This window comes from Streptosporangium sp. NBC_01755 (assembly GCF_035917995.1).
Lineage (GTDB): Bacteria > Actinomycetota > Actinomycetes > Streptosporangiales > Streptosporangiaceae > Streptosporangium.
The window spans coordinates 1,398,035-1,409,038 of the sequence record NZ_CP109131.1 but is presented as its reverse complement, the minus strand read 5'-3'; the positions used below and the strand labels follow the sequence as shown (position 1 = coordinate 1,409,038).

Below are 11,004 nucleotides of genomic sequence, written 5' to 3'. Positions count from 1 at the left end.
GTGGCTGGACAGACCATCACCAACGCCGTGGCCCAGCAGGAGGAACGGCCCGCTGTGAACGCGCTGGCCGTGCGACTGGCCAAGGTGAAGGACCTGCTGGAGAGCATGACCCCGGAGATCAGCAAGGCGCTGCCGGCGCATGTCACCGCAGAGCGGATGGCGCGGATCGCTCTCACACAGTGCCGGGCCACCCCCGAACTCCTCACCTGCTCGGCGGAGTCGCTCGTCGGCGCGGTGCTCACCTGCGCTCAGCTTGGCATGGAGCCCGGCCCCACCCAGGAGGCTTTCCTCATCCCGCGCAAGGGGCAGGTGACGTTCCAGCTGGGCTACAAGGGCATGGCCAAGCTGTTCTGGCAGCACCCCTTGGCGGCTTACCTGACCACCGCCACTGTCCGGGTGGGCGATGAGTTCGACTACGACCTCGGCACCACCCCGCACCTGCTGCACAAGCCGAACAAGAAGGACCGCGGGGAGCCGGAAGGCCACTGGTACGCCGTGTTCAGGCTGATCAACGGCGGGTTCGGATTCGCCGTCCTGGACAGGCCCGCGGTGGAGCGACGGCGCCGGTCGTCGCAGTTCCCGAACGGGTTCGGCTGGGCGAAGAGCTACGACGAGATGGCGGAGAAGTCCGCGCTCCGAGACATGTTCGACACGATGCCAAAGTCCGCGGAGATCGCTCGCGCGCTGGCGTGGGACGGCGCGGTCCGTACTGACCTGGACCCCGATGCGATCGATGACGCGCCGTCCATCGATGACGACACCGTCGAGGCGGACCCTGTGGATCTCGACGAGCACGGATGGCCCACGACTGTCCCGCTGGGCGGTGAGTCATGACCGACCACTGGGACAGCAAGCTTCCCGCCGTTGACCTCACCATCGGCCAGCTCAACGGGATCATCATCGCGATCAGCCGCGAGGGCCGGGACCGCGTCGAGGAGCTGAAGAAGCTCAACACCAAGGCTGCGGAAGCGCGGGCGAACGCCGAGGTGGTGTTCGCGCGGGCGTTCATGAACGCCGACGGCCGGCCCATGGATGAGCGGCGGCAGATCGCGATGCTCGCCGCGGCGGACGCCCGCTACAAGGCCGACCTCGCCGACCGTGAGGTGGCCGCGTTGAAGAAGGCCATCGACTCGGGGCGAGACGACATGGAGGCCGCTCGCACGATCTCAGCGAACGTGCGAGACGAGCTGAAGACGCTCGGAGGTCAGCCGTGAAGCGCGGTGAGCCGCTGAAGCGCCTGACCAGGCTGACGGCGAAGAAGCCCATGGCCCGCGGCAAGGGTTTGAAAGCGGGCGGGAACGAGCTCAAGCGGACCACAGCGAAGCCGAAGCGCGCCCGCCGCACGGGTCCGCCGCCCGCGGTCATGGCTCTGCTGGCGAAGCGGTCCGGCGGCTGGTGCGAGCTGGGCATCGTGTGCCTCGGCAACGCGCAGGCCACGGATCCGTCGCATCGGATCGCGAAGGGCATGGGCGGCACGAAGGACCCCCGGTCGAACACCGCGGCCAACAACACTCACGCGTGCCGCGCGTGTCACGACGTGGTCGAGCGGGACCCCGCAGCGGCGTACGCCAACGGGTGGAAGATCCGCCGCGGCCTCGCCGACCCCACCGACGTCCCCGTCCGCCACTGGGTGCACGGCTGGGTGCGGTTGGACGTGGCCGGCGGATGGTCGCCCGCTCTGGAGTACGCCCCCGAGGGGGAGTCGTGACGGAGCTGCCCGGTGTCGAGCTCGTCGACTGCCCGACCGCGGCCGGCGCACCGTGCGGCTGCTGTCCGTCCTGTCTCGCCCAGCAGGTTGCGGACCCCAGGTACGGGTCTCCGTCGGATCTGGACGCGCCCCCGTGAGTGTCGCTCTGGCGGTCGCGGTGGTCCTGATCGTCCTCCTGCTCCTCCTGCCCCTGGTGTCTGCTCCTGCCTCCTCGGGGGTGTGCAGGAGCAGACACCCCCACCTACCCCTTTGGAGAGATCTCCGTGAAAGCCCTGGTCCTCGCCGCCGCCCTCGTTGCGGCGGCGTCCTGCTCGACCTCGCCCGGCGAGGTGGTCAGTCGTGTCGGCCCGCCGAATGAAACGTCGTCGCAGGTGTACACGCTGCATGTCCGCACCGGGCCTGACGGGAAGAGCGAAGCGGTCGCTGTGACCCCCGGCGAGTACGAGGCGTGCCCTGTCGGCTCCCTCTACCCGGCATGTGCGGAGGGTGCGCGATGAGCCCCGTGCCGCCCGTGGAGTTCCTGGAGCCCGTCGACCCCGACGAGGAGTCCGACGCCCTGTTCGACGTCGACACCCCGGACACCACTCAAGCCCCGCCTCACCTCTAGCTCGTCCCCGGTCCCGCCCTCCGAGGGGCAGGGCGGGACCACCCCCGGACGGCCTGCTGTACGGGAGCCAGCAGACCAACCACACACGCGCGAGAGGAGGAGAGACGTGTCAGACCTGGAGACGGCGAGCGAGTACGCCAGTCAGGCGGTGGACTTCCTTCGCGAGATCGTCTGTAGGCAGCTCGGCGGCGTCCTTCGGCGGAGGGGCGGCTTGCGCCTCTTCGGCGGTGAGGAAGCCCGCAGCAATGAACGCCTCGACGACGGGCCGTCCGTAGGCGCGGGCGAAGGCGGCGACGCTCTCCGGCTTGGGAGAGGAACTGTCCCATCGGCCGATGCTCGACTGACCGATGCCGGTTCGCCGGCTGATTTCGCTCGGCGAGTGCGTCTCGGCGATTCGCTGCACGTACTTCCACCAGGTCACAGCGTGCAGCGTATGCGCTCAGCGCTGAGACTTCCAGCCCTCGTGTCCGTAATGGCTGCCCTGTCCGTTTATTCATGCTTGCGCGCTGTGCGCACACGCACTAGCCTCAAGCGTAGAAGCTCAAGCGAAGGGCTGAAATCCCCTCTGACGTGGGAAAGGAGACACGTGAACGCCACGCTGCGACTGCGCCGTGACGAACTCGAAAAGCACCGCGCCCGCCTCGACCTCAACACCGAGACCCGCCTCGCCAAAGCCATGGGCGCCGACCGAGGGACCGTAAACAAGGTCCTCAACGGCAAAGCCAAGCCCGGACCCGACTTCATCGCCTCCCTGAAGATCGCCATCCCTGGCGTCCGCTTCGAGGACCTTTGGGAAATCGTCATCAAGGAGGCGGCGTGACGTCGCTCCAGCCCTCGGGGGGCTCTTCACCGTTCGACGCGATCAAGCACACCGACGAGCACGGCGACTACTGGTTGGCTCGTGAGCTGATGCCGCTTCTGGGCTACCGGAAGTGGGAGCGGTTCGAGGATGCAGTTGAGCGCGCTCGTATCACCATCGCCAACAGCGGTGGAGACCCCGACCGAGAAGCTTCCCGGCGCCGGGAAGCTACAACGCGAGGCAACCGAGGTGCCTCCCAGGCCCGGGACGACTTCCGGCTGACCCGACACGGCGCCTACCTGTCGGCGATGAACGGCGACGTCCGCAAGCCCGAGATTGCCGCCGCCCAGACGTACTTCGCGGTCAAGACACACGAAGCGGAGACCGCGCAGGCCGATCAGCTCGACGAGCTGGAGGTCGCCGAGCGGTACGTGGCCAGCCTCAAGCGCAACCGCGAACTCCAGGCCACGAACCAGAAGCTTGAAGTCCGCGCGCTCGTCGCAGAGTCCACGGTCAAAGAGATCGAGGGCGGCGACGGTCTCACCCCGACCGCGTTCCACAAGAAGTACTTCTCCGACGTCCGCGAGCGCGACTTCTTCGAGCACCTGTACCGCAAGAACTACCTGCTCGACCAGCGCGGCAAGGGCGCGTGGGACGAGAAGAAGCAGCGGTACAAGGACGGCTCCGAGCACCGTCACCCCAGCTTCAAGGGCAAGCCGTTCTTCTACCTGCACTTCGGCGGCACGTTCGGCGACAAGCGGCGCGAGCACACCCGCGTCCGCCCCGGCACCCCGGAGCTGGCGCTGAAGGCCGCGCTCATCAAGGACGGGCTTCCGGCCAACCCGCACCTGACTGGGCTCTTCGCCATCGAAGGAGGCGCGTCATGAGGTCGGTATTCGAGAAGTTCGCGGCGGACATCGTTGCACGCAACGACGACAACCTCCTCGACTATGGCCCCGAAGAGCAGACGGCCCGCGCTGTGGAGGCGTTGGAGAAGTTCTCCAAGACCACTCCGCTCAAGCTCGCCACGCCCGGACACATGATCGATCTGGCTGGTTTCGGGTCGGCGCCCGTCCACTTCGAAGGCCCCGAGGATCGCTACCTCCTCCTCAGCGAGGTCGCCGAGGCGCTCGGCGTCCCCATCTGGGAAGCCTGCGACTGGGCCGACAAGCAGCAGCTCCACGCCCTCCGTGACCAGCGGGAGCTGGACGAGGAACGCGGAGACGGCCTCCTCGGCTGGGAGTGCCTGCGCGGGTACTGCGACCTGAACCTGTCGTTCGTCGTCCACCACGCCGACGACTACGCCGGAAGCAAACCTGACGCCAACGGCAAGAAGTGGGACTTCTCCGGTGACTGGCTCATTAGCCATGACCGGCTGCTCGCCTTCATCGGTGCCAGCCCGTGGTCGGAAGAGCTCATGAGCAACATGGGCGACCTCTTCGCCCACGGGATGAAGAAGTTCTTCGGCGACGACATCAAGAACCTGCCCGCCTACCGCGCTGACGGCACTCCGGCGACGGCGGCCGACATGTTCCACACCGACCTCACCGAGGAGGAAGCGCGCCAGAAGGCCCGACGAGGTCCTCGCGGCGACTTCCTTCCACCCCTTCCCCCTTCCTCCTGAACGGAGACCACCTCCATGTCTGAGAACACCGGTGTTGAGCGGGAGACGCTCTCCATCACCATTCCGCCCGGCGCCGTCGAGGTCACTAAGTGGCTGGTGTCGGCGTATTGCGCTCCGCTCGCCCTGAGAGACACCCGCAGGGAGGCGCGTGAACTCGTCGAGACCGCAGAAGTACGGCGAGTACGACGGCGACGTTGAGTTCGCCTGGCAGCCGCAGGACATCACTGTCGACGACAGCCCGGAAGAGCTGTACGCGACGGTGAACGGCGACGAGATGACCACCGAGTACACCATCGCCCCGATCACCATCCACATCGACGGCGGTGCCGAGTGAGCACCTACGAGGCCCAGAGGCCGATCCACCGGGTCCGGTGCGACGTCGGCGGGTGTGGCGCCGAGTTCGAGCCCACCGGCGACTGGTACCCGCGAGACGGCCACCTGGCCCGTCAGGCCGCCGCTAAGGCCGGGTGGGACGTCCCCCCGCCGCGCGGTAAGGGTTCGCGCTCGCCGTACGACTTCTGCCCCGATCACGCCCGCCGCTGACCTGCACGGTCCCGGATCTCCCCGTTTGAGCCGAGGAGATCCGGGACCGCCACCACCAATCCAAGCAGACCTGACCCCACGGAGATCCACATGAAGCCCCGCGATCCCAAGCCGCAGCCCCAGCCCACGCCGGCCGTCCCGCCCGTGGTGTGGCCGACCGACGAAGGCCGCAACACCTTCGTGCTGACCAACCAGACCGCGTGGCACCGCCACACCGAAGCCGCCCGCGGGCGCCGGGAGCAGGCCGAAAGGCTCGGAGCAGAGATCGGCGTCAAAGCGCAGGCGCTGGAGGAACTGCGGCAGAAGATCGACGCGCTGGTCCAGGAGAAGCAGAAGCAGGACCGCTACGCCGGGCAGGAACAGGGCGCCGCAGACGCGTACGCCGTTGCTCTGGCCGCGCTGGGGGAGCAGCTCCCTCCTCCCCCGGACCGTCTCGTGGCGGGAATGCCGGGCATGTCGCCGTTGGAGGCTGCGGCGCACGCGGCGGCGTGGAAGGACATGGCGCCGACCGGATTCCACCAGACGCTGTCGGGTTCCCCGCAGGGCGATCCTCAGGAGCACGCGGCAGCGTTCGGCGGCGCCTTCTCGCCGCACGCCGAGCGGCCCGCCGATGGCTACTGCATCAACTGTGGAGAGCCCGCCTGGCGCGAACCGGTGCACCCGGAGAACGCGCCGAAGGGCGCCAAGCACGGCTTCGGCGCGTCCTGCACGAACGACCCCAACCAGGTGGCCGACCTCGGCGACAACCCCGGACCTCTCCGGTGACCCGCCTGGAGGCGTTCCTCAACGCTCTCGCCGCGGTGGTCCTGCCCGCCCCCAAAGGACGCCACCACCCCGCCCGGGTGACCGCGCCGGCGGCTGTCTCGGACGACACCGCCCCCATCCCCGCCCTCGCACGTAACCCGTACCCCGCTTCTCAGGAGCCGACCAGATGAGCACCGACACCCCCGCCCAGACCCCGCAGGCGCCGACCTACTGGCAGGCGAAGCTGGAGATGATCCGCCGCGCCATCCAGGCGTGGCAGAACAGCGACGACGAGAGCAGCGACGAGAGCAGCGACGCGAGCACCCTCGAAGACGCGCTCCTCGACCACGGCTTGCAGCTCCTGCCACGCGCCATCACGTCAGGCTGCTGGCTGGTCCTCATCGACGGACAGCCCGCCCCGACCCCGGGCGGGCGTCCGGCGGGACCGGTGGACGCCGAGGAGGCAGCGGAAATCTTCCTGCTGGCAGCCGCTCAGGCTGAGGCGGAGGGTCGGACACGGGAGATCGTGATGCGTCCGGCCACCGACAGCGAGCTGGTGCGCCACGCTATCGGCGGTGGCCTGTGAGTACCGCACAGGTTCCGCCCACCCCGGAGAACGTCGCTGAGTTCTTCGCGCACAACGATGGCGAGTACGACGACGGCGGCAACCTGTGGTTCCCGTCGATCAAGGCGACCGACAACGTCATCGAGATTGCCATCACGCCTGGCGATGAGGATGGCACCGAGACGGAGGAGGTTGTCCACTTCCGGGCGGTCGTCGTCGAGGGCGACGAGACGCCGATCGTCTTGGAGTGGCCCGCCGAGCTGGGGCTGTCCTGGCATGACGGCGGAGACCTGCTCATCCTCAGGGACACCGGCATCATCCGCATGTACCCGCGAGGCGTGGACGAGTGGGATCTGAGTCCGGCTGAGGCGCGGGAGATGGCCGCCCAGCTCGCCGCGATGGCCGATGCCTCCGAGGCCGCTTTCCCTACTCAGGGAGAGGCGGAGACCCGATGAGCACCGAGACGCCCGAGCAGGTGACGCACCTGTGGGAGATCGACCACCCGTACTACTGCTCCGAGGGCAACTTCTACAAGGTCGGCCTGGCGAACAGGTTCGAGTCGTGGACGGAGTTCACCGAGACGCTGTTCTACAGCGGCGACCACGACCAGAACCTGGTGTTCCGCTGGGACTGGCACTCCTGGCGCCGCCACCCTGACCCGGACTTGCGCAGCGACTCCCCGGACGAGCTGGAGCTGTTCTTCGTGCTCCAGCGCAAGGCCATCTTGTGCAGCGCGACCATCCAGATCACGGACGAGGACGAGCCCGCTGTCCGCGCGTGGCTGGCCGATCGGGCGAAGACCATCACCTCCATGTGGGCGCCGCTCGACCTCGCTGCCTCCCTGTCCGACACCGGAGAGGCGGACACCCGTGGCTGAGCCGATCAACCCTGGCGACCACGACCCGGACCTGATCCGCGCCGTTGGCGAGAAGCTGAGCGAGCACTGGCCGCACCTCCTCAACGACGGCGTCCAGTACCGCGTCGCGGTAGACGCCCTCGACGGCGCCGTGCAGTACCAGGACAACGTCCTCACCCGACTCCGCGACGCCGAGACCGAGCGCGACACCTACCGCTGCGCCTTGGTCGCTCTGGTCCGCCACGTCGATACCGCGCTCTACCGCTCCTACTACGAGCGCCTTGTGCCCGCTGACGTCCTCGCTGAGGCACTCGACACCCCCGCCACGACGGAGACGACCGATGTCTGAGCCCCTGCCCGCGTCCGAACTGGACGCCATCCGCCCGCTGATCCTGATCGACGTGGATGGAGTTTTGAACCCGTTCCGCAAGCCCGGACCCGAGTGGATCCGCACGAAGTGCTCGGCCGGCGGACGCTCCTACAACATGATCCTCAACCCCGAGCACGGGCCGAAACTCCTCGCGGTGGCCGCTGAGACCGGCGCGGAACTCGTATGGGCGACCACGTGGGAACACGACGCCAACCGGGAGATCAGCCCGAAGATCGGCCTGCCCGGGCTGCCGGTCATCGAGGTGGAGCGCGACAACCAGCACCTCCACCTGCACGACCCGGTCCGCCACAAAACACCGCACGTCGCCGCCTGGGTGAAGGGTCGCCCCTTCGTCTGGCTCGACGACTACCTCACCGACCGCGACGAGGCATACCTGCGCGGCCACGAAGGCGTCGGCGACTTCCTGATCATCCACGTCGATGACGGGCTCGGCATTACCGACGACGACCTCGCCGAAGCCACCGCATGGCTGACCGAGCACGCAGCCACAGGGGAGGAGGCGTGACCCTCAAGCCGTACTGGCCGCTGATTCTCACCGTCCAAGCCGCCCTGGTGCTGCTGGTCGGCTTCGCAGGCGGGGCGTGGATCGCGGTCGTCGCCGTCGTCGTCATCTCCGCCGTCTGCGTGGTCGCCGGCCTGATCCTCGGCATGGAGGCTGGCCAGTCCCGCTCAGCGTCAGACCTGACCCGGGCCCACCGGGAGCTGGCGACCGCGCGAGCGGAACTCGACGCCCAGCAGGCCACGAACGCCGACCTATGGGCAGCCCGAGACCGGGCACTGCGCCAGTCGGAGATGTCCGCCGAACTCGCGGAAAGCCACCTCGTCCGCGCACGCCGGGCTGAGGCGATGCTGCCGGAGGTGGCGCCGTGATCGAGACGTTCGCGGTCCTCGCTGCCTGCTCGTTCGCGGCCCTGGTCGGCTTCTCCGCGGGCGCTGGCCTGATCGGTGTGCTGTGGCTTCTGGCTCGCGCTCACCGCTACGACCGGGAGTGCCGGTCCTGCGCCCTGGACCAGGAGTTGAGCGACCTGCTGGAAACGGAGCGGCGGCGTTGAGTCGGATCTTCGGCGCCGTGGTGTTGGCGGGCGGCTTCTTGGCTGCCCGCCTCTCCCCGGACGACCCGCTCGGCGAGGTACTCGCCGCCGTGCTCCACGCAGAGGTCGACGACGTGGAGCCCACCATCACCTGCACACCCGCTGAGAAGGAGACGACGTGATCATCCCTATCCCTGAGCGCCTCGCCCAGCTTCGCGTCGCCCGCGGCATCCCGCAGCGCCGCGTCGCCGAGGCCGCCGGCGTCGCCCTGGGCTCGATTACCCGTTGGGACACCGGCCGCGGAGGGCCAACGGTCGGCAACGCCGCCACCTACGCCGCCCTGGTCGAGCGTCGCCTCGTCGTCACCCGAGACGGCCACCTCGTCGGAGACCTGCTCGACACGCTGCCCGACCTACAGGGGATGCGCCAGGCTGCCCGCCTGTCTCAGGCAGCTTTGGCTGACCGCATGGAGATATCAGCGACCTCTGTCGGGGCGTTGGAGCGCCACGCCGGGCCGACCAGCCACCTGGGGTCCGTGCAGCGCTATTTGGAGGCGCTGCGCTACGAGGTCGTGCTGGAGCCTGTGGAGCTGGCGGTGGCCGGATGATGCCCGAGCAGGCCGTTCTGGACGCCACTGACAACTTCGTCCCCGCCAAGCTGCCGCGTGCCGTCCCTGATGTCCACCGCGACCGTGAGGCTGCGAAGCACTTCGCGGCGATGGTCGAGCACCTTGGTCGCGCCTTCGCCGCACTGGAGGCCGGGCGGTGGGACTCCGCCCGTGACCACCTCTTCCTGGTGAGGGAGTCGTCGGCGATCTGTGACGCCTCCCTCAACTCCGGCCAGCCCGACCCGAAGGACTTCCTGGCCCAGGTGCGCGCCCAGGTGCCGCAGGAGTGGGCGGAAGCCATCCAAGCGGCGCTGGAGAAGGAGGGGAAGTGATCCTCGATCTGTTCGCGGGCCCTGGCGGTTGGGATATGGGTGCCCGCATCCTCGGACTCGCCGAGCCGATCCACGGCGTTGACATCGACGTCGACGCCTGCGACACCGCCCGCACCGCAGGGTTCCACCGCACCCAAGGCAACGTGACCGACCTCGAACCTGACAGCCTCCGCGGCGCGACCGACGCCATCATCAGCCCGCCCTGCCCCACCTTTAGCGCCTCCGGCAAGCGCACCGGCCTGAACGACCTCCAGCACATCCTGGAAGCCATCGGGCAACTCGGCGACAGCCAGGCCGGACTAGGCCCTGACGACGCTTGGGCCGACGTGTACGTCAGGGTGCAGGACGTCCGCTCCGCCCTGGTGGTGGAGGCCGTCCGGTTCGCGCTCCGACTCCCACACCTTCAGCGGCTGGTCTGCGAGCAGGTTCCCGGTGTCACCCCCATCTGGCAGGAAATGTGTGCGGAACTGGCCACCGCACATGACTTCACAGCGTGCAACGTCCTGACACTGCACGGTGAGGACTTCGGCCTGCCCTCCCGCCGGACCCGAACCTTCGTCATCGCCACCCGCAACCAGACCCCAGACCTGGACGGGCTCCCGTTCCGGGAAGGGTGGACATGCGGCAGGTACGCCGCGCCGGCGAACCTGACCCCGGGAACGCGAGCACGCTTCCCCCAGACCACGATGGCGTCGGCACTGGGCTATCCAGCAGGGGAACGGATCAACACCCGAGGGAACCGGCGCACATCCGGCGGCAACGAGTTCAGCGCCGACGGCCTGTCCTGGTGCCTCACCGAGAAGGCCCGAAGCTGGAAGCGCGTCTCAAACGGCGCCCCACTGACCGCATCCCAAGCGGGACTACTGACCGGCTTCCCCGCGGACTACCCGTGGCAAGGCAGCCGCTCGAAGCAGTTCCTCCAGGCCGCTGACGTCGTCTCTCCCCCCGTCGCCGCCGCCGTCCTAGGAACGGCCCTCGGGATCGACTGGGAGACGCCGGTCCGTGACTATCTGGCGGCGATCTACGGCGGCGACTACAGCCGCGAAGAGATCCTCCTCGCGGCTTCTGCCTGCACATCCACGCAGCTCGACCTGTTCGCGGAGGTGGCGTGATGGATCGCCCGTACTGCTGCTCTCTCGCTGAGTGGGAGGGCAACGCCGCCGAGCACTCCCGCACATGCCCTGAGAGACCAGTTGA

General features: G+C 68.5%; 24 protein-coding genes. 23 read left to right on the top strand and 1 reads right to left on the bottom strand.

What is annotated here, in order from left to right:
* The 4 genes from OG884_RS06210 to OG884_RS06195 all read left to right on the top strand — a co-directional run bounded on the left by OG884_RS06210 (position 1) and on the right by OG884_RS06195 (position 2,205).
* A complete protein-coding gene (locus tag OG884_RS06210; RefSeq protein WP_326643043.1) occupies positions 1-834 on the top strand; it encodes a recombinase RecT in 834 nt (277 codons plus the stop codon).
* Positions 831-1,214, top strand: coding sequence for a hypothetical protein (locus OG884_RS06205; protein ID WP_326643041.1), 384 nt, complete (start codon positions 831-833; stop codon positions 1,212-1,214). Before OG884_RS06210 ends, OG884_RS06205 begins: the two co-directional genes overlap by 4 nt.
* Positions 1,211-1,708 (top strand): hypothetical protein, encoded by a 498-nt coding sequence (locus OG884_RS06200; RefSeq protein ID WP_326643039.1) that lies wholly within the window; start codon positions 1,211-1,213, stop codon positions 1,706-1,708. Before OG884_RS06205 ends, OG884_RS06200 begins: the two co-directional genes overlap by 4 nt.
* A gap of 263 nt (positions 1,709-1,971) precedes the next feature.
* The gene (locus OG884_RS06195; RefSeq protein WP_326643037.1) at positions 1,972-2,205 is read left to right on the top strand and encodes a hypothetical protein; all 234 of its coding nucleotides are present in this window, start codon (positions 1,972-1,974) and stop codon (positions 2,203-2,205) included.
* 219 nt (positions 2,206-2,424) lie between these two features.
* On the opposite strand, the gene OG884_RS06190 is transcribed toward OG884_RS06195, so the two are convergent.
* A complete protein-coding gene (locus tag OG884_RS06190; RefSeq protein WP_326643036.1) occupies positions 2,425-2,736 on the bottom strand; it encodes a hypothetical protein in 312 nt (103 codons plus the stop codon).
* A gap of 165 nt (positions 2,737-2,901) precedes the next feature.
* On the opposite strand from OG884_RS06190, the gene OG884_RS06185 reads away from it, so the two are divergent.
* The 19 genes from OG884_RS06185 (at position 2,902) to OG884_RS06095 (ending at position 10,919) form a co-directional block, all read left to right on the top strand.
* A complete protein-coding gene (locus tag OG884_RS06185; protein ID WP_326643034.1) occupies positions 2,902-3,135 on the top strand; it encodes a helix-turn-helix transcriptional regulator in 234 nt (77 codons plus the stop codon).
* Positions 3,132-4,001, top strand: a complete 870-nt coding sequence (locus OG884_RS06180; RefSeq protein ID WP_326643032.1) for a BRO family protein — start codon at positions 3,132-3,134, stop codon at positions 3,999-4,001. Before OG884_RS06185 ends, OG884_RS06180 begins: the two co-directional genes overlap by 4 nt.
* Positions 3,998-4,738, top strand: coding sequence for a hypothetical protein (locus OG884_RS06175; protein WP_326643030.1), 741 nt, complete (start codon positions 3,998-4,000; stop codon positions 4,736-4,738). The genes OG884_RS06180 and OG884_RS06175 overlap by 4 nt, the downstream gene beginning before the upstream one ends.
* A gap of 15 nt (positions 4,739-4,753) precedes the next feature.
* Positions 4,754-4,936 (top strand): hypothetical protein, encoded by a 183-nt coding sequence (locus OG884_RS06170; RefSeq protein WP_326643028.1) that lies wholly within the window; start codon positions 4,754-4,756, stop codon positions 4,934-4,936.
* The gene (locus OG884_RS06165) at positions 4,887-5,072 is read left to right on the top strand and encodes a hypothetical protein (protein WP_326643026.1); all 186 of its coding nucleotides are present in this window, start codon (positions 4,887-4,889) and stop codon (positions 5,070-5,072) included. Before OG884_RS06170 ends, OG884_RS06165 begins: the two co-directional genes overlap by 50 nt.
* Positions 5,069-5,281: a hypothetical protein gene (locus OG884_RS06160; protein WP_326643024.1), complete on the top strand. Its 213-nt coding sequence runs from the start codon at positions 5,069-5,071 to the stop codon at positions 5,279-5,281. The genes OG884_RS06165 and OG884_RS06160 overlap by 4 nt, the downstream gene beginning before the upstream one ends.
* A 90-nt stretch (positions 5,282-5,371) precedes the next feature.
* Positions 5,372-6,046 carry a hypothetical protein gene (locus OG884_RS06155; RefSeq protein WP_326643023.1) on the top strand — a complete coding sequence of 225 codons (675 nt, stop codon included), beginning with the start codon at positions 5,372-5,374 and terminating at the stop codon, positions 6,044-6,046.
* Positions 6,043-6,216, top strand: coding sequence for a hypothetical protein (locus tag OG884_RS06150; protein ID WP_326643021.1), 174 nt, complete (start codon positions 6,043-6,045; stop codon positions 6,214-6,216). Before OG884_RS06155 ends, OG884_RS06150 begins: the two co-directional genes overlap by 4 nt.
* Positions 6,213-6,611, top strand: coding sequence for a hypothetical protein (locus OG884_RS06145; RefSeq protein WP_326643019.1), 399 nt, complete (start codon positions 6,213-6,215; stop codon positions 6,609-6,611). Before OG884_RS06150 ends, OG884_RS06145 begins: the two co-directional genes overlap by 4 nt.
* A complete protein-coding gene (locus tag OG884_RS06140; protein ID WP_326643017.1) occupies positions 6,608-7,045 on the top strand; it encodes a hypothetical protein in 438 nt (145 codons plus the stop codon). Before OG884_RS06145 ends, OG884_RS06140 begins: the two co-directional genes overlap by 4 nt.
* A complete protein-coding gene (locus OG884_RS06135) occupies positions 7,042-7,467 on the top strand; it encodes a hypothetical protein (RefSeq protein WP_326643015.1) in 426 nt (141 codons plus the stop codon). The genes OG884_RS06140 and OG884_RS06135 overlap by 4 nt, the downstream gene beginning before the upstream one ends.
* The gene (locus OG884_RS06130) at positions 7,460-7,795 is read left to right on the top strand and encodes a hypothetical protein (RefSeq protein WP_326643014.1); all 336 of its coding nucleotides are present in this window, start codon (positions 7,460-7,462) and stop codon (positions 7,793-7,795) included. The genes OG884_RS06135 and OG884_RS06130 overlap by 8 nt, the downstream gene beginning before the upstream one ends.
* A complete protein-coding gene (locus OG884_RS06125; RefSeq protein WP_326643011.1) occupies positions 7,788-8,342 on the top strand; it encodes an HAD domain-containing protein in 555 nt (184 codons plus the stop codon). Before OG884_RS06130 ends, OG884_RS06125 begins: the two co-directional genes overlap by 8 nt.
* Entirely contained in the window at positions 8,339-8,707 is a 369-nt protein-coding gene (locus tag OG884_RS06120) for a hypothetical protein (RefSeq protein ID WP_326643010.1), read from the top strand. Before OG884_RS06125 ends, OG884_RS06120 begins: the two co-directional genes overlap by 4 nt.
* Entirely contained in the window at positions 8,704-8,889 is a 186-nt protein-coding gene (locus OG884_RS06115; protein WP_326643008.1) for a hypothetical protein, read from the top strand. Before OG884_RS06120 ends, OG884_RS06115 begins: the two co-directional genes overlap by 4 nt.
* Entirely contained in the window at positions 8,886-9,050 is a 165-nt protein-coding gene (locus OG884_RS06110; RefSeq protein ID WP_326643005.1) for a hypothetical protein, read from the top strand. Before OG884_RS06115 ends, OG884_RS06110 begins: the two co-directional genes overlap by 4 nt.
* Positions 9,047-9,475, top strand: a complete 429-nt coding sequence (locus OG884_RS06105; RefSeq protein WP_326643003.1) for a helix-turn-helix transcriptional regulator — start codon at positions 9,047-9,049, stop codon at positions 9,473-9,475. The genes OG884_RS06110 and OG884_RS06105 overlap by 4 nt, the downstream gene beginning before the upstream one ends.
* On the top strand, positions 9,472-9,807 hold the full coding sequence (locus tag OG884_RS06100) for a hypothetical protein (RefSeq protein WP_326643001.1): 336 nt from the start codon (positions 9,472-9,474) through the stop codon (positions 9,805-9,807). The genes OG884_RS06105 and OG884_RS06100 overlap by 4 nt, the downstream gene beginning before the upstream one ends.
* The gene (locus OG884_RS06095) at positions 9,804-10,919 is read left to right on the top strand and encodes a DNA cytosine methyltransferase (protein ID WP_326642999.1); all 1,116 of its coding nucleotides are present in this window, start codon (positions 9,804-9,806) and stop codon (positions 10,917-10,919) included. The genes OG884_RS06100 and OG884_RS06095 overlap by 4 nt, the downstream gene beginning before the upstream one ends.
* The last annotated feature ends 85 nt before the right edge of the window (positions 10,920-11,004 follow it).

Coding starts and splice junctions, on each gene's coding strand:
- OG884_RS06170 (WP_326643028.1), top strand. CDS start 4,754: ATGTCTGAGAACACCGGTGTTGAGCGGGAGACGCTCTCCATCACCATT.
- OG884_RS06175 (WP_326643030.1), top strand. CDS start 3,998: ATGAGGTCGGTATTCGAGAAGTTCGCGGCGGACATCGTTGCACGCAAC.
- OG884_RS06100 (WP_326643001.1), top strand. CDS start 9,472: ATGATGCCCGAGCAGGCCGTTCTGGACGCCACTGACAACTTCGTCCCC.
- OG884_RS06155 (WP_326643023.1), top strand. CDS start 5,372: ATGAAGCCCCGCGATCCCAAGCCGCAGCCCCAGCCCACGCCGGCCGTC.
- OG884_RS06125 (WP_326643011.1), top strand. CDS start 7,788: ATGTCTGAGCCCCTGCCCGCGTCCGAACTGGACGCCATCCGCCCGCTG.
- OG884_RS06205 (WP_326643041.1), top strand. CDS start 831: ATGACCGACCACTGGGACAGCAAGCTTCCCGCCGTTGACCTCACCATC.
- OG884_RS06145 (WP_326643019.1), top strand. CDS start 6,213: ATGAGCACCGACACCCCCGCCCAGACCCCGCAGGCGCCGACCTACTGG.
- OG884_RS06135 (WP_326643015.1), top strand. CDS start 7,042: ATGAGCACCGAGACGCCCGAGCAGGTGACGCACCTGTGGGAGATCGAC.